The following is a 15,066-nucleotide window of genomic DNA, read 5'->3' as shown; positions in this document are numbered from 1 at the left end:
CTAACGCAGCGGAGAACTGGCACGAAGCCGGCGGCGCGGCGTTGAGGCACCGGAGGAAAGAATGAGCGAAGCTGCCGTCGATATCAGCACGAGTTCGGCCAATGAAATTGCGCCGGGCGTTCCCGACCCCTATTCGCTGCCGCTTGACCAGATCAATGTGGGGCAGGGCATTCTCTTCAAGCAGGATGCGCACTGGAAATATTTCGAACGACTGCGCGCGGAAGACCCGGTGCATTACTGCGCGGAGAGCGACAACGGTCCCTTCTGGTCGGTGACGAAATATCGCGACATCATGCATGTCGATACGCACCACCAGATCTTTTCGTCGGAAGGCGGCATCACCATTCGCGACCAGGAGGACGATTTCCCCCTCCCCATGTTCATCGCGATGGACCCGCCCAAGCATGACGAACAGCGCAAGGTGGTGAGCCCCATCGTGGCGCCGGACAATCTGGCGAAACTTGAAGGGCTGATCCGCGAGCGCGCGGGCAAGATTCTCGATGAACTGCCGGTGGGCGAGGAATTCAACTGGGTCGACCGCGTGTCGATCGAGTTGACGACCCAGATGCTTGCCACGCTGTTCGACTTCCCGTTCGAGGAACGCCGCAAGCTGACGCGCTGGTCCGATGTGGCCACGGCCGATCTCAACTCCGGTCTCGTCGAGTCGGAAGAAGCCCGTCAGGCGGAGCTTCTGGAATGCGCCGACTACTTCATTGGCCTCTGGAACCAGCGTGTGAACGCCGAGCCGGGCAACGATCTCATCTCCATGCTGGCGCATGGCGAGTCGACGCGGAACATGGACAAGATGGAGTATCTCGGCAATTTGATCCTGCTCATCGTGGGTGGCAACGATACGACCCGAAACTCCATTTCCGGCGGTGTTCTGGCGCTCAACCAGAACCCGGGCGAATACAAGAAGCTGCTGGAGAACCCGGAGCTGATCCCGAACATGGTCTCGGAGATCATCCGCTGGCAGACGCCGCTTGCCCATATGCGCCGCACCGCGCTTGAGGATACCGAGCTTGGCGGCAAGCAGATCAAGAAGGGCGACAAGGTCGTCATGTGGTACGTCTCGGGCAATCGCGACCCGGAAGTCATCGACCGGCCGGACGAGTTCATCATCGACCGTCCGCGGGCGCGCCAGCACATGTCCTTCGGCTACGGCATCCATCGCTGCGTGGGCAACCGCCTGGCGGAGATGCAGCTTCGTATCATCTGGGAAGAAATTCTGAAGCGCTTCAAGAAGGTCGAAGTGGTGGGCGAGCCCACGCGCATCCTGTCGAGCTTCGTGAAGGGTTATGAGACGCTTCCGGTGAAGGTCCACCCGCTTTGATCGCGGTTTTGGACTGACATTACCGTAATGTCCCGAAACGGGCCGGCTGTTGCCGGCCCGTTTTTCGTTGTCTTCCCCGGGGCGCGGCAATCCTGCGGTGACGCGGTGCGATCAAACGTGTTAAACGCCTTGCTGACGTACCTTTAACGGGCGTCGGGTATAACGGCGCAGACATGAAAAAAAGACGCAGCGGAACGCTTCGGGGCCTCGCGCAGGTCGGCACACGGAAGCGGCCGAACGAAAGTACATTCGGAGACATTCTGGCCTCGCTCGGGGACCGCAGTTTCGGCTGGGGTTTCGTCATGGGCGGGCTTTTGAACATGCTCCCGCTGCCGCCGGGCTCGAACCTTTTGCTGGGGCTTCCGCTCGTTTTCGTTTCCGTGCAGATGGCGCTGGGCCGCAAGATCCTCTGGCTGCCGGATTTCATCACCAACCGATCTTTCGGACGCAAAAAGTGGCGGGCCGGGGCTCTCTATGTCTTGCCCATCGCCCGGGTGCTGTCCCGCATGACGCGGCGGCGTATGCTTTGGTTCTTCGAAGGCCCGGCCGAACGTGTCGTCGGCGTGCTTTACGTCATCACCGCGCTCAATCTATGCGTCCCGATCCCGTTCAGCGGGTGGCTGCCTGCGGTCTGCTTCTTCATCGTCGGCGTGGGGCTGGTGGAGCATGACGGGCTGATCGTGGCGGCGGGAACGGTGCTGTGCGTCGTCTCGCTGGCCGTCTCCGCCTCCATGATCCTGGCCATCTTCTTCGGCTTCCACCATTTCCTCATGTAGTCAGCGCCGGGTCCCGAGCGCATAGGGGCCGCCGCGTTCGATTGCTCTTTGATAGGCGTCGCGGGCCTGCATGGCGGCGAGGTAGCGTTTCAGGTTCGGGTAGTTGTCGAGAAGCCCGTTCGCGTCGGCTGCCTCCAGCACGAAAGTGAGCTGCACGTCCGCGCCGGTGAGATCGTCGCCGACGAAGTAGGCGCGTTGTCCGAGCGCGTTTTCCATATAGCTCAGATGATTGTCCATCTCCGAAAAGATGCGCGGCCAGAGAGGCTCGGCCGCCTCGCCCAGACGGCCCGCATACAGTCCCATCAGGAAGGGCAACATGGCGGAACCTTCCGCGAAGTGGAGCCAATGCTCATAGTCGAGGAAGTCCTCGCTGTCCGGCTCGGGCCGAAAGCGGCCATTGCCATGGGTCCGGACGAGATAGTCGATAATGGCGCCCGATTCCGCCACGGTGCGTTCGCCGTCGGTGATGACGGGCGATTTGCCGAGCGGGTGCACGGCCTTCAGCTCCGGCGGCGCAAGCTGCGTTTCGCTGTCGCGCTGGTAGAGCGCAATGTCGTAGTCGAGGCCGAGTTCTTCCAGCAGCCAGAGAATGCGCTGGGAACGGGAATTGTTGAGATGGTGAAGCGTGATCATGGCGTGTCCTTTGTTGCTGGCCGCATCGTGGCGCAGACGGGGTGCGGGCGCCAAACGATTATGAGAGACTTCACGAATGAGTGATCGACCCCTGACGGATGACGAGCTGGCGACGCTGCGGCGGGAGCTTTCCGCCCGGCTGAAGGCGTTGCAGGCAAGCCGCGAAACCTCGGCCGACGACCGCAAGCCGGTTGCGCTCGACCAGCAATCGGTGGGGCGATTGTCGCGTATGGATGCGATGCAGATGCAGGCCATGGCGAAGGCCTCCGAACAGCGCCGCCGCCAGGAAGGTTTGCGCATCGAGGCCGCGATCGAGCGTATCGATGAGGGCGAGTACGGTTATTGCGTGACCTGCGGCGACGGGATTTCGGAAAAGCGGCTGAAGGCCGACCCGACCATCCCGACCTGCATCAATTGTGCGAAGTAGAGCCCGTCAGACCGCGCGAAGGGCGTGGACGCTGAAATAGTTCCGCTCGTCCGTCCATACGCGTTCGGGTTCGTAGCCCGCTTCCCGGGCCAGCGCGCGAAAGCCTTCTATGCGGTATTTATGCGAGCTTTCGGTGTGGATGGTCTCGCCCTTGCGAAAGGCGAAGCGATGTCCGCCGATGGCGACCGTCTGATCCTGCTTCGAGACGAGATGCATTTCGATGCGTTCCAGCTCGGGGTTCCAGCGCGCATCGTGATCGAAGGCTGCGAGGTCGAAATCGGCGCCCAGTTCGCGATTGATCCGTTTCAGAAAATTCAGGTTGAACGCCGCCGTCACGCCTTTTGCGTCGTTATAGGCGGCGCGTAGTGTGTCGATGTCCTTCACCAGGTCGATGCCGATGATCATGGTGGCGTCCCGGCCGAGCAGGCGGCGCGTCAGCGCCAGAAACTTCACCGCTTCGTCGCGGGTGAAATTGCCGATGGTCGAGCCGGGAAAGAAGCCGGCGATATTGGCGGGCGCCTCGCCTTCCAGGGCAGGCAGGGTGAAGGGCTCGGTATAGTCGGCGCAGACAGGGGCGATGCGCAGCGCCGGAAAATCGCTGGCAAGGCTTGCCGAGGCTGCCAGCAAGTGCTCGCGGGAAATTTCCACGGGCATATAGGCTACGGGATCCGTCAGCGCGGAAAGGAGAAGGCGGATCTTGATGCCCGCTCCGGAGCCGAATTCAACGATCTGCGCCCGCGGGCCGATGACGCCAGCAATGTCGGGCGCATGGCTTTCGAGAATGCCGATCTCGGTGCGGGTCGGATAATATTCCGGCAGCTCGCAGATATCGTCGAAGAGATGAGAGCCTTCCTCGTCATAGAGAAACTTGCAGTGAAGGTGCTTTTGCGGTGCGTTCAGCCCCTCGACGACGCTGTCGAGGAAATCGTCGCGCGCAGGTTCCATGTCCTGAAGCTTTTCCAGGAGGGGGACGGTCGAATTCATGTCAGAGATCCTCGGCGAGCCTGAAGCCGCTGAACTGCCAGCGGGCTGAGGCCGGAAAGAAATTGCGATAGGAAATGCGCTGATGGCCGGGCGGTGTGGCGCAGGAGCGTCCGCGCAGCACCATCTGGTTGACCATGAACTTGCCGTTATATTCGCCGACAGCGCCTTTGGCGGGCTTGAACCCGGGATAGGGCAGATAGGCGCTCTCCGTCCACTCCCATACATCCTGGGTAAAGCCGGGTGCGAGCGGACGGGGGTGGATACCGGCTTGCGGGAGAAGCTCGTCCTTCTCGCCATGAAGGCGCGCGCCGACCTCGCGTTCCATTTCGGTGGGCAGGCGTTTTCCCGCCCATGCGGCAAAGGCGTTGGCCTCGTAATAGCTGACATGGGTGACGGGTTCGCATTCGCGCACGGGCTGGAGGCCGTGCAGCGTGTAGGTCATCCAGAGATTGCCGTCCCTGTGCCAGTAGAGCGGCGCTCGCCAGCCTTCGTTCTGCACGGTCGCCCAGCCGTCGGACAGCCAGAATTCGGGCCGCTCGTAGCCGCCATCGGCGATGAAGTCGAGATATTCGCCGGTGCTGACGGGGCGCGAGGCGATGCGCATATCCCGCAGCAGGGTCTCATGCGCGGGCGTCTCATTGTCATAGGCAAACCCTTCGCCTTCATGGCCGATGCTGTAGACGCCGCCTTCGACCTCGAACCAGCCGAGTTTGGGCGCGGCCTTTTCCACGCGATCGGCGTTGCTGTCGGGGGCATAGACGGGAAAAGTCGGATTTTCCGCAAAGGCATGCTTGATGTCGGTGACGATCAGCTCCTGGTGCTGCTCCTCATGGTTGAGGCCGAGCTCGATCAGGGGATAGAGGGCACTGTCGCATGTGGCGATGAAGGCCTGCATCGCGGCGTCCACATGGGCGCGATAGGCGGCGATCTCGGCAATGCCGGGGCGGGTGATCATGCCGCGGCGCGGGCGCGCATGCCGCTCGCCGACCGCTTCGTAATAGGAGTTGAAGAGGAAATTGTAATCGGGATCGAAAACCTCATAGCCCGGCGCATGCGGCACGAGCAGGAAGGTCTCGAAGAACCATGTCGTATGCGCCCTGTGCCATTTGGCCGGGCTGGCATCGGTCATGGACTGGATGGTCTGGTCTTCGGCGGAGAGGGGAGCCGTCAATTCTTCCGTGCGCTGGCGAACACGGGCAAAGGCGTGGCCGAGCGCGGAACTCGTCTCGTCGGTCGCGTCGGGCCGGTGGCGATCCGTAGCGTCGCTGCCGAGCGTTGCCGTTTCGGACATCTGGGCTCCTTCTTCGTCTGCCCTTCGTCTTTTCGTTTCCAGCGCGCCGAATTGCGCTGCGTGTGCGAAGCGGACATAGCCTCGCTTTGGGGCCTGCCGCTGTCAAATATGCGCGAGGAAAAGGCAGGTTTTCCGGTCGCCTTCAGATAGTGTCCCGCGCCGGAATTGCCAGTGGCGACCGGGGCGGACGAGGCGATATGGCGGAAAACGCAGCAAAAAATTGCGTGACGCGGCGATGGAGGCCTTGCGCAAGCCGAAACGACAACGCGCCGCCCGGTGGGGCGGCGCGTCGTGGATCGCGATATCGCGAATCGCCGCTGCGTCAGCTTTCGACGTTCTTTCGCACAAATGTCACAGCGTAGAACAGCTCGCCGTCGAACAGATCCTTGGGCGCATCCATGCCCTCGATCATCTGAAACTTGCGCTGAACGATCTGGCCTTCCATCCGGTAGCCCTTCTCGCTCATGTTGCGGCGGTGAAATTCCATGGCAGCAGGCGTGAAGTCGCGGGCGAGAACGGTAATGCGTTCGGGCAGGTCGGTCTTGGTGTCGTCAGCCATTGTTGTCTCTTGCTCATTCGGTCTACCGGCGGGGTGCCGCGCGAGGCGGCACGGGATCGGGCGCAGTATGGGGCGGGGGGGCTTCATTGTCGATAGGCGCGCCCGGCGCCCGGAAGGCTGCGCTCCGGCGTGGCCCTTATATAAACGGCCTTGCCGGCTCCGTCACGAGGGCGGCCAGCAGGAGGAGGCCGAAGATCAGAATGACGGCGCCGCCGACAAGCATCAGCCCCGCCTCCAGATAGCCGGTCCAGCGGTTGTCCAGGCCGGAGGCAAAGCGCATGGCAAGGCCGCGCGAGGAGACCGCCGCTACGGCAAGCGCGGATACGGTGATGGCGGTACCGAGCGACATGGTGAAGGCCGACAGCGCCCCGGCCAGGAAGGCGCTCTGGGTGAGGGCGAAAAGCAGCACCAGAATGGCGCCGGAACAGGGGCGCAGGCCCACGGCGAGGATCATGCCTGCCATTTCCGCGAGGGATTCCGTTTTCCTGAGATCGGCGGGGGCCGGCATATGGGCATGTCCGCAATCCGCGCATTCCTCGCCGTCATGGCTATGGTCATGATGATGTTCGTGACCGTGGTGAGAATGGGCGTGGTGGTGCCCCTTGCCGCGCAGCCGGGAAATGCCCCGCCAGATGACCCAGAGGCCCATGGCAGCGATCAGGACGAAGCTCGCCCCTTCGACATAGGGGATGGCATCGGCCGTGGCCCGCATGGTGAAGCCCAGCACCAGGGCGAGTATGCCGACCAGCACGATCGCCGTCACCGCCTGCATGAAGGCGGCGAGAAAGGCGAGCAGGACGCCGCGCCTCACATCGCGCTCATCGGCGAGCAGATAGGAGGTGACGACCACCTTGCCGTGGCCCGGCCCCACGGCATGGAAGATGCCGTAGAAGAAGGAGAGGGTGACGAGCGTCCATGTGGCGGCGGCAGAGCCCTGCAGTTTGAAATTGCGCAGCGCGCCGGCGAGCTGGCGATAGTAGACCTGCTGCTGTGCGATGGCCCAGCTTGTGAACCTGCCGAACCAGTCTCCGGTGCCGCTGGCGGCCGGAGCGGCCGGAGCGGCCGGAGCGGCCGATTGGGCCGGTGCGCCGGGCGGTGCCGCGAAAGGGCTTGCGGCCGTTGCGGGGGAGGAAAGCCCGCTTGCGATGAGGCCGGACAGGACAAGCAGGGCCATGGCGAGCTTGCGCATTCGGTTAGGCGTCCTTGCAGGTGAGTGTGGCCGTGGAGGCGAAATGGGCGCCGAAGCCTTCGCCCACCGTGGCGCTGCCGCCGGTGAAGGCGGCTTCGGGCAGGTTCAGCCAGACTTTTTCGACATTGGGCGTGGTGACGGCGATCTCGCAGTTCTCGTGCGGGCCGGCGAGGAATTCGGTGCCGCGGCCTTTTTCCGGATAGTCGATGGAGATGTAGTAGCTCGGATCGTAGATGCGGAACTGAACGGGCGCCGCATGAGGTGTTTCCAGCGGCAGGGTGAAGGTGAGCGTCAGCCGGCCCTGTTTTTCGTTCCAGCTCGATACGGGATCTTTCGCCTTGCCGAGTGCGAGCTTCCGGCCGTCTGCCGAAATCTCGGTGAAGAAATCCACTTCCTTCAGATTGGTCAGGTTGACCTGGGCGAGTTCGTCCAGAACCTTTTGCGGATAGTGGCCGGCTTCGTCCTTCTCGATGCCGTCCAGCGCGAAGGCGGAGTAGAACTCGTCGAAGGTCCAGTGGATACGAAGCGCTTCCAGTTGCCGGTCGGCATTCGTGACGACGCCTACTTTCATGTCGATCCAGACATGGGGATGCGCCCCGGCGGGCGTCGGAGCCCAGAATGCCGTCGCCGAAACCGCCCAAAGGGCCCAAAACCACCTGTGAAAACGCATCTGCCGCCACCTCCAGAGCTTTAAAAAGCCCGGAGAATGGCGGCAGGTCAAGTTACAGCGTGGCCTTGCGACGATCAGAAGCCGTCGAGCGTCGCATAGCGGTCGCGGTGGAAATTGCTGTCGCCCAGCGTGGCGGCGGCCACGCGGGCCCGCTTCATGAAGAGGCCGACATCGAACTGGTCGGTCATCCCCATGCCGCCATGCATCTGAAGGCCTTCATTGGTCATGACGCGGGCCGTGTCCGACAGCCTTGCTTTGGCGAGGCTGGCGATCTGCGGCACGTCGTTGCGGCGTTCCTCCAGCGCGGTGAGCCCCTCGAGCACCACCGAGCGGCAGAGTTCCAGCTCCGAGAAGAGGTGCGCGATGCGATGCTGCAGCGCCTGGAAGGAGCCGATCGGGACGCCGAACTGCTTGCGTTCCTTCAGATATTCGAGCGTCGTGTCGAAGACCTGCTGCACAAGGCCCATCATCTCGGCGGAGAGGCCGATACGGGCAATGTCCAGCACCTGTTCGAGCACGTCATAGCCGCCGTCGAGAGAGCCGAGTACGGCGTCGTCGGAGACTTCCACATTGTCGAACTCGATATTCGCCGCGTTGCGATTGTCCACCATATGGGTGCGGGTGACTTTCACGCCCGGCGCTTTCCGGTCGACGAGGAAGAGGGTGATGCCGTTGGCATCGTTTTCCCCGCCGCTTGTGCGCGCGGCGACGATAAGCTGGTCGGCGACATGGCCGTCCAGCACGAAAGTCTTGCTCCCCGAAATCGCATAGCTGTCGCCACGTGTTTCGGCCTTGGTGGCGATGCGGGTGGGGTTGTGATGCGGCCCTTCCTCCAGCGCCAGCGCCATGACGCGGTCGCCCGCGGCGATGGCGGTGAGAAGTTCCTGCCGCTGGTTGGCGCTGCCCGCGAGCTGGATCGCGCTGCCGCAGAGAAGCACCGTCGAAACGAGAGGGGTTGCCGCCAATACGCGGCCGGCCTGTTCCAGCACGAGACCGAGGCCCACCGGGCCGAATTCGGTGCCGCCGTATTTCTCGGAAATCATGATGCCGGCAAAGCCGAGATCCGCCATTTCCTTCCAGATCGCGCGGTCGAAACCCGTTTCGTCTTTTTCGTCGCGCAGCTTGCGCAGGTTCTGGATACCGACGCGCTCCTGAAAGAACTGTGTTGCCGTGTCGCGGAGCAGTTGCTGCTCCTCGGTGAGTACCAATGCCATTTGTTATCGTCCCCGGGACTGATGTTCTGATTTTTCTTGGGAAAGCCGAATGTCAGCTCGGCAGTCCGAGTACGCGCTTGGACACGACGTTGAGCTGCACTTCGGAGGTGCCGCCCTCGATCGAATTGCCCTTGGAACGCAGCCAGCTTCGCGTGACGCCGAGTTCGTCGGGCGTGAAGCCTTCGCCCTCCCAGCCCAGTCCCTGCGTGCCGAGAACTTCCAGCAGCAGCTCATAGCGGCGCTTGTTCAGCTCCGTGCCGTAATATTTGAAGATCGAGGAGGCGGCGCCGGGACCGTGACCGGCCTTGGCTTCCTCGGCAGAACGCTGGAGGGTAAGCGCGAAGGCGCGTCCGTCCATCTTCTGCTGGGCGATGTGATCGCGCAGGGCGGGGCTTGCCACCTTGCCGTTCTCCTCGCCGAAATATTCCTTGGCCACCTGTTCCAGGCCGCCGAGGCTCGCGCCGGACTGCGAGCCGCCGAGCCCCATGCCGGAAATCATTTCACGCTCGTGCTGCAGCAGGCGCTTGGCGATGGTCCAGCCCTTGTTGAGTTCGCCCACCAGATGGTCCTTGGGCACCTTCACGTCGGTGAAGAAGGTCTCGCAGAAAGGCGAGGCGCCGGAGATCATGGTGATGGGTCGCGCTTCCACGCCCTCCGTCGCCATGTCGATCAGCAGGAAGGAAATGCCTTCATGCTTCTTGGTGCTGTCGGTGCGGACCAGCGCGAAAATCCAGTCGGCCTTGTCGGCATAGGAGGTCCAGATCTTCTGGCCGTTGACGAGGTAATGGTCGCCCTTGTCCTCGCATTTGGTCTGAAGGCCGGCCAGGTCCGACCCCGCGCCCGGTTCCGAATAGCCCTGGCACCAGCGGATTTCGCCGCGCACGATGGGCGGAAGATATTTCTTCTTCTGCTCTTCATTGGCGAATTCGAGAAGCGCCGGGCCAAGCATCCAGATGCCGAAGCTCATTAGCGCGGGACGCGCCTTGATGCGGCGAAGTTCCTGCTGGAGGATCTTGTTCTCGTCCTTGGAGAGGCCGCCGCCGCCATATTCCTTCGGCCAAGTGGGCGCGGTCCAGCCGCGGCTTGCCATATTGTCGAGCCACACCTTGGAATCCGGGTTGGGCCAGCTCGGATTGCGGCCGCCCCAGGGCGACTCCTCTTCCGGCATGGGGGTACGCATCGAGGCAGGGCAGTTTGCCTCGAGCCACTCCCTCACTTCCTGGCGGAATGTTTCGAGCGCTTCCATTAAATCCTCACTGATATTGAGTTTTTATCTGGCCGCTACTTTATCAGCCGGGGGGCAGGCGGCAAATCGTCCGGCCGATGCGAAGCTGTTCAGATTTGCAGCTTCCGTGTCCCGCGCATAACAACGGTTTCGGGTTGGCGGTCAGCCGCCAGCGCATCGAGATTGCGGGCGATGGACTCCCAGCGACGCAGGTCCGCGCCGACCGTGTGCGCAGAGCAGTGCGGTGTCATGATGAGATTGTCCAGCTCGTGAAAGGGAAATCTCGACGGGCGGGGCGAAGGCTCAGGCGTGCCGCCGGGGAGCGGGCGGTTCGGGTAGATGTACCAGGTGTCGATGATGGCGCCGGCGATCTGCCGGTCGGCCAGCGCGGCATAAAGTGCCTCCTCTTCGGCGACCGGCCCGCGCGCGACATTGACGATCACGGCACCGGGTTTCATCTGGGCGAAAGCGGCTGCGTCGAAGGCATGGCGGGTCTCGTCGTTGAGATCGCAGGCAAGCGCGATGTAGTCGCTCTCCGCCAGCAGGCGGGGCATGTCCTCGCGCGTGCCGATCCAGTCCAGATGCTCGGGCGTCGTCTCGCGGGGGGACCGGGCGATGGCGCAGACCTTCATGCCGAAGGCGCTGGCGCGTTTTGCCGTTTCGCGGGAGATGCTGCCATAGCCGAAGAGCCCCAGCGTCTTGCCATAGACCTCGCCATGAAGCGATTCCGGGTCGCGGCTTGCGCCCTGATATTTCCAGGAACCGGCGCGGAAGCTGGCATCCAGCTTGCGGAAGCCGATTTCCCATTCGAGCAGGCTTGCGACGATGAATTCGGCCATGGTCTGTTCATGGCCGAGCGCATTGCAGATATAGCAACCCTCCGGCAGGCTGTCGGGCTTCAGCCAGTCATAGCCCGCAAAAGGGATCTGGAAGAGCCGGAGTTTTTCCGCCCTGGGGATAAGCTGGAAAGCGCCGCCGGAAACGAGCGTGTCCGAGCCGACGACGACGGCGTCTGCGCCGCCCACCAGCGCTTCGCCCTTGTCGAGCGGATCGTCGGGGAGCCAGAGACCGATCTCCCAGTCGCTCGTCAGGCAGGTTTTCAAATGATCGAGATTGTCGGCGCAGGTCTGGCCGAGCAGGGCGAGTTTCATGGGGCAGGCTTCCGGCTAGTCGGAGAGATAGTCGCGCACTTCGGGCTGCTCTTTCAGTTGCCGCGCCCATTTGCGCAACACGCCGCAGACCTTCGGTTCCTCGACGCCCAATTGTACCATGGCGACGCCGCCATTCACGCTTTCGCGGTAATCGGCGATGAGCCCGTCTTTCAGTTGGAAGCGGCTCATCCCGTCGATCACCACCTTGTTGCCCTCATATTCCGGCACGGTGGAAGTGAATTTCGAGAGCGACCAGGCATAGCCGAGATCGCCGTTGCAGACGGGGTCGAACATTTGCCAGTCATAGTCGCGCGCGTCGCGATGGAACAGGTGCGACATCATATGGGCGATGTCTTCGCGGCCCTTGTGATCGCCATAGATGTAGTCGTGATAGACCGCATCCTCGGTGAAGCAGGCCGCGAAGGCCTGCCCGTCGCCGGCCGTCGCGGCGGCGCAGAAACGGGCAAGCAGCTTCGCGAACTCGTCCTGCGTCATCACGCCGGAACGCCCAGTTCGTCCTTGGCGAAGGCGGTAACGGACTTGTAGTCGGCCTTGCCGTTGGGCGCGCGGAAGGGAACGGCATTGCCGACCAGAACGCGCTTGGGCGTCTTGTAGCCCGCCAGATTGCCGCGGACATGAACGCGGATGGCTTCCTCGTCGAACTTTGCGCCTTGCGCAAGGTGGATGACGGCGGTGACGGCCTGTCCCCATTTCTCGTCGGGGATGCCGACAACCAGTGCATCTTCCACGTCGGGGTGGAGCTTCAGCACTTCCTCGACTTCTTCGGGATAGACCTTTTCTCCGGCCGTGTTGATGCAGACGGAGCCGCGGCCCAGCAGCGTCAGCGTGCCGTCCGGTTCCACCAGGCACCAGTCGCCGGGAATGGAATAGCGTTCGCCCCGGACGGTCTTGAAGGTCTTGGCGCTCTTTTCCGGATCCTTGTAGTAGCCGAGCGGAATGGGTTCGCCCAGCGCGATGAAGCCCGGCTTGCCGGAGCCGGGTTCTACCGGCTCGTCGTTTTCGTCGAAGACCTTGCAGCGTTCGCCGATCTGGAAGCTTGCCGTGTTGATTTCGCCGTCCTTCGTCATCAGCGAAGAGCCGAGGCCCACGGCTTCGGAGGCGCCGAAGCTGTCGGTCATGATGGCTTCGGGCATGTATTCCAGCAGGCCCTTCTTGACGTCGCGGCTCCACATCACGCCGGAGGAAACGACGGTCGCGATGGAGGAGAGATCGTAGGCGCCGGGCTTTTCCTGCAGCGCGCGCAACATGGGCTTGGCAAAGGCGTCGCCCACGATGGAGAGCGAGTTCACCTTGTTGCGGTCGACCGCTTCCCACATCTCGTGCGGCTCGAAGGAGGGCGCATCCAGCGTTACCACGCAGCCGCCGCTGACGATGGTGCCGAGCGCGGTCAGAAGGCCGGTGCCATGCATGAGCGGGCAGGCCGGGATCATGATCTGGCCGGGGCCTTCGGTCCGGATGGTCTCGATGAGTTCGGGCATGGTTTCCGGCGCGGGGCCGAGGCGGCGCAGTGCCGAAAGCTGGACTTCGCGCAGCGCGTTATGCGTCCACATCACGCCTTTGGGCATGCCGGTCGTGCCGCCGGTATAGATGAAGAGCATGTCGTCGGGCGAGCGCTCGATATCGAGTTTTTCGCCATTGCCGGCGGTGGCGAGCTTTTCGTAGTTCTCCGCGAAGGAGGCGATCGGCGCATCCGCGCTTTCGGCGATCTCGATGAAGAGCTTCACCTTGGTGAGCTGCGGGCGGATTTCCTCGATGATGTCGCGGAACTCCGAACCATAGACCACCACGGTCGCGTCGGAATTATCGAAGATGTAGAGGACTTCGCCGGCCTTGTAGCGGTAGTTGACGTTCACATGCGTTAGCCGTGCCTTGAAGCAGGCCATCAGCAATTCGCTGTATTCTGGGCGGTTGCGCATATAGAAGGCGCATTTGTCGCCCGGCGCGATATCGCGATCCAGCATGGCGCGGGCCAGATTGTTGGAGCGTTCGGTCGCCTCGCCCCAGGTGATGACACGCTCCCCGTGAATGAGGGCAGGGGCGTCCTGCGGCAGCTCGGGCGAGATTGCGTCGAGAATGTCCCCGAAATTCCAGGCCATTGTTATTCCTCCCAAAGACTTGTTCTTGCCGGGAGCGGAGTTCATGCCCGCTTCCCCGATTTCTTTGGGCGACATGATAACGGGAATCGCGGCGGCGTCATCTCCCTGTTGCTTTACAGGAATGTCAGCAAGGTGCGGTCGCGCGACAAAAAAGGCGGCGCCCGAAAGCGCCGCCTTGTCTTTTGTCGTATGAGCCGGATTTATTCGGCGGCCGTCATCTTGTCGAGAGAGTAGGCGCCGCCCTCCTGGCCGTTCAGCTGCATGAGGTATTTGATGCCTTCCTCGGCGATGTCGTCGCCGATCATCCGGTCGCCCTCGCCATAGAGTTCCTTCATGTCGATGAAGGCGGCATAGTTCATGGAGGTGCGGTCGGTGATGATCCCGGCCTTGAGAAGGGTCTTGATCAGCACCCGGAAGATATTGGTGGATTCCTGCATCTCTTCGCGGATGTTGGCGTCCGTCATGGCTTCCATGAAGGCACCCTGCACCCATTCCCAGTCGAGGCCGACGGCTTCGTAGATGTGCTTCTTCTGCTCGGGCGAGCCGAGATTGAAGAGCAGCACCTGGAAGACTTCCCAGGCCCAGTCCTCGATCGCATTGCGCTGTTCTTCGTCGAGCTTGGGAATGGTGCGGTCGGCCCAGATCTTGCCGAATTTGTGGTGGAAGGCTTCGTCCGTCATGGTCAGCTGCATGAGCTGGACCATCAGCGGGTCGCGGCCGGATTTGTAGAAGGTCGCGAAGGCGCCCATGGCGAGGCCTTCGACCAGCATCTGCATGCCGACGAGCTTCTTCCAGACGAGCGGCGAATTCACGATGTCCGTCAGGATGTTGCCCAGCGCCGGGCCGACGGCCACGGGCTTGCCCCAGCGGGCCTTAATGTAGTTGGAGAAGCCGGCCACATGGCGCGCTTCCTCGCGCGTCTGGTTGGCGGCGTATTCCTGCGCGCCCGGATCCTTCAGGATGTGGCAGAGGCTGGCGGAGAGGGCGAGGGCGCCCGCTTCGCCGTGCAGGATGGAGGAGAGCGACCACTGCGTGTCGAGATTGACGAGCTTGATCTTCTGCTTTTCGTCGAGCTTGTCGCCCACGGCGGTCTTCAGGTCGGCGAAGAGGTCGGGGTCGACGAGATACTCGTTCTCCATATCGAAGGGCTGGGAGAAGTCGACATATTTCGGGTCCTGCGGATCCCAGAAATGGTCGTGGGTCGCGGAAATGATCTTGTCGAAAGCGGTGGAGCGCTTGCCGTAGCGGTCCACTTCCATCATGGCGCCGAAATCGTCGGGGGCGACGGCCTCATAGGCGTCATCGACGGTGATGTTGGTTGTGATCTTGCTGGTCATGGTTCTCCTGCCCTATTGCGGATGCAGGAGGATGCCCGGCGCGAAAGCCGGCTCCTCCCCGCTCGCGTACTGGTCTCGAAAGACACTATAAAGGTAGAGGTTAATGGATGCAAAAAATAGTGACGCATATGTCATTTTTTGTGTCCGGGGCATTTGGGTA

15 protein-coding genes are annotated in these 15,066 nt (G+C 62.4%); 3 read left to right on the top strand and 12 right to left on the bottom strand.

The genetic code is table 11. The features are described 5' to 3' along the window. Positions 1 to 61 precede the first annotated feature (61 nt). Together FHS78_RS02930 and FHS78_RS02925 are read left to right on the top strand one after the other, a co-directional pair. A complete protein-coding gene (locus FHS78_RS02930; protein WP_167090166.1) occupies positions 62 to 1,333 on the top strand; it encodes a cytochrome P450 in 1,272 nt (423 codons plus the stop codon). A 173-nt stretch (positions 1,334 to 1,506) separates the two neighbouring features. Next, positions 1,507 to 2,109 carry an exopolysaccharide biosynthesis protein gene (locus FHS78_RS02925; protein ID WP_167090164.1) on the top strand — a complete coding sequence of 201 codons (603 nt, stop codon included), beginning with the start codon at positions 1,507 to 1,509 and terminating at the stop codon, positions 2,107 to 2,109. Here FHS78_RS02925 and FHS78_RS02920 read toward each other — a convergent pair whose 3' ends face one another. Next, positions 2,110 to 2,742: a glutathione S-transferase family protein gene (locus FHS78_RS02920; RefSeq protein ID WP_167090162.1), complete on the bottom strand. Its 633-nt coding sequence runs from the start codon at positions 2,740 to 2,742 to the stop codon at positions 2,110 to 2,112. It abuts the gene before it with no gap. Positions 2,743 to 2,818: 76 nt separating this feature from the next. Between FHS78_RS02920 and FHS78_RS02915 the strand changes: the two genes are divergently transcribed. Next, a complete protein-coding gene (locus tag FHS78_RS02915; RefSeq protein WP_167090160.1) occupies positions 2,819 to 3,169 on the top strand; it encodes a TraR/DksA family transcriptional regulator in 351 nt (116 codons plus the stop codon). A 6-nt stretch (positions 3,170 to 3,175) separates the two neighbouring features. Here FHS78_RS02915 and egtD read toward each other — a convergent pair whose 3' ends face one another. From egtD to FHS78_RS02860, 11 genes are all read right to left on the bottom strand, one after another. Then, positions 3,176 to 4,153, bottom strand: coding sequence for an L-histidine N(alpha)-methyltransferase (egtD, locus tag FHS78_RS02910; RefSeq protein WP_167090158.1), 978 nt, complete (start codon positions 4,151 to 4,153; stop codon positions 3,176 to 3,178). 1 nt (position 4,154) lies between these two features. Beyond that, positions 4,155 to 5,444, bottom strand: coding sequence for an ergothioneine biosynthesis protein EgtB (gene egtB, locus FHS78_RS02905; RefSeq protein WP_167090156.1), 1,290 nt, complete (start codon positions 5,442 to 5,444; stop codon positions 4,155 to 4,157). A gap of 322 nt (positions 5,445 to 5,766) precedes the next feature. After that, on the bottom strand, positions 5,767 to 6,003 hold the full coding sequence (locus FHS78_RS02900) for an AMP nucleosidase (protein WP_167090154.1): 237 nt from the start codon (positions 6,001 to 6,003) through the stop codon (positions 5,767 to 5,769). A gap of 136 nt (positions 6,004 to 6,139) precedes the next feature. After that, positions 6,140 to 7,192 (bottom strand): nickel/cobalt transporter, encoded by a 1,053-nt coding sequence (locus tag FHS78_RS02895; RefSeq protein ID WP_167090152.1) that lies wholly within the window; start codon positions 7,190 to 7,192, stop codon positions 6,140 to 6,142. A 4-nt stretch (positions 7,193 to 7,196) separates the two neighbouring features. Continuing rightward, positions 7,197 to 7,862, bottom strand: a complete 666-nt coding sequence (locus FHS78_RS02890; protein WP_167090150.1) for a DUF1007 family protein — start codon at positions 7,860 to 7,862, stop codon at positions 7,197 to 7,199. Between the two features lie 74 nt (positions 7,863 to 7,936). Beyond that, positions 7,937 to 9,076, bottom strand: a complete 1,140-nt coding sequence (locus FHS78_RS02885; RefSeq protein ID WP_167090148.1) for an acyl-CoA dehydrogenase family protein — start codon at positions 9,074 to 9,076, stop codon at positions 7,937 to 7,939. 52 nt (positions 9,077 to 9,128) lie between these two features. After that, a complete protein-coding gene (locus FHS78_RS02880; RefSeq protein WP_167090146.1) occupies positions 9,129 to 10,322 on the bottom strand; it encodes an acyl-CoA dehydrogenase family protein in 1,194 nt (397 codons plus the stop codon). Positions 10,323 to 10,411: 89 nt separating this feature from the next. Further along, positions 10,412 to 11,452 (bottom strand): 2-hydroxyacid dehydrogenase, encoded by a 1,041-nt coding sequence (locus FHS78_RS02875; protein WP_167090144.1) that lies wholly within the window; start codon positions 11,450 to 11,452, stop codon positions 10,412 to 10,414. Between the two features lie 15 nt (positions 11,453 to 11,467). Then, positions 11,468 to 11,947, bottom strand: coding sequence for a nuclear transport factor 2 family protein (locus tag FHS78_RS02870; protein ID WP_167090142.1), 480 nt, complete (start codon positions 11,945 to 11,947; stop codon positions 11,468 to 11,470). Further along, complete coding sequence (locus FHS78_RS02865) at positions 11,947 to 13,569, bottom strand: acyl-CoA synthetase (protein ID WP_167090140.1); 1,623 nt, start codon at positions 13,567 to 13,569, stop codon at positions 11,947 to 11,949. The genes FHS78_RS02870 and FHS78_RS02865 overlap by 1 nt, the downstream gene beginning before the upstream one ends. Positions 13,570 to 13,769: 200 nt before the next feature. Continuing rightward, a complete protein-coding gene (locus FHS78_RS02860; protein ID WP_167090138.1) occupies positions 13,770 to 14,906 on the bottom strand; it encodes a ferritin-like domain-containing protein in 1,137 nt (378 codons plus the stop codon). Positions 14,907 to 15,066: the final 160 nt, after the last annotated feature.

Source organism: Parvibaculum indicum, from assembly GCF_011762095.1.
Classification (GTDB): domain Bacteria; phylum Pseudomonadota; class Alphaproteobacteria; order Parvibaculales; family Parvibaculaceae; genus Parvibaculum; species Parvibaculum indicum.
Note: the sequence above shows the minus strand (reverse complement) of the source record. Positions and strands in the feature narration are given on the sequence as shown.

Bases quoted from the DNA above. Each gene is read 5' to 3' on its own strand.
- FHS78_RS02930 (WP_167090166.1), top strand. From the start codon at position 62: ATGAGCGAAGCTGCCGTCGATATCAGCACGAGTTCGGCCAATGAAATT.
- FHS78_RS02925 (WP_167090164.1), top strand. From the start codon at position 1,507: ATGAAAAAAAGACGCAGCGGAACGCTTCGGGGCCTCGCGCAGGTCGGC.
- FHS78_RS02920 (WP_167090162.1), bottom strand. From the start codon at position 2,742: ATGATCACGCTTCACCATCTCAACAATTCCCGTTCCCAGCGCATTCTC.
- FHS78_RS02915 (WP_167090160.1), top strand. From the start codon at position 2,819: ATGAGTGATCGACCCCTGACGGATGACGAGCTGGCGACGCTGCGGCGG.
- egtD (WP_167090158.1), bottom strand. From the start codon at position 4,153: ATGAATTCGACCGTCCCCCTCCTGGAAAAGCTTCAGGACATGGAACCT.
- egtB (WP_167090156.1), bottom strand. From the start codon at position 5,444: ATGTCCGAAACGGCAACGCTCGGCAGCGACGCTACGGATCGCCACCGG.
- FHS78_RS02900 (WP_167090154.1), bottom strand. From the start codon at position 6,003: ATGGCTGACGACACCAAGACCGACCTGCCCGAACGCATTACCGTTCTC.
- FHS78_RS02895 (WP_167090152.1), bottom strand. From the start codon at position 7,192: ATGCGCAAGCTCGCCATGGCCCTGCTTGTCCTGTCCGGCCTCATCGCA.
- FHS78_RS02890 (WP_167090150.1), bottom strand. From the start codon at position 7,862: ATGCGTTTTCACAGGTGGTTTTGGGCCCTTTGGGCGGTTTCGGCGACG.
- FHS78_RS02885 (WP_167090148.1), bottom strand. From the start codon at position 9,076: ATGGCATTGGTACTCACCGAGGAGCAGCAACTGCTCCGCGACACGGCA.
- FHS78_RS02880 (WP_167090146.1), bottom strand. From the start codon at position 10,322: ATGGAAGCGCTCGAAACATTCCGCCAGGAAGTGAGGGAGTGGCTCGAG.
- FHS78_RS02875 (WP_167090144.1), bottom strand. From the start codon at position 11,452: ATGAAACTCGCCCTGCTCGGCCAGACCTGCGCCGACAATCTCGATCAT.
- FHS78_RS02870 (WP_167090142.1), bottom strand. From the start codon at position 11,947: ATGACGCAGGACGAGTTCGCGAAGCTGCTTGCCCGTTTCTGCGCCGCC.
- FHS78_RS02865 (WP_167090140.1), bottom strand. From the start codon at position 13,569: ATGGCCTGGAATTTCGGGGACATTCTCGACGCAATCTCGCCCGAGCTG.
- FHS78_RS02860 (WP_167090138.1), bottom strand. From the start codon at position 14,906: ATGACCAGCAAGATCACAACCAACATCACCGTCGATGACGCCTATGAG.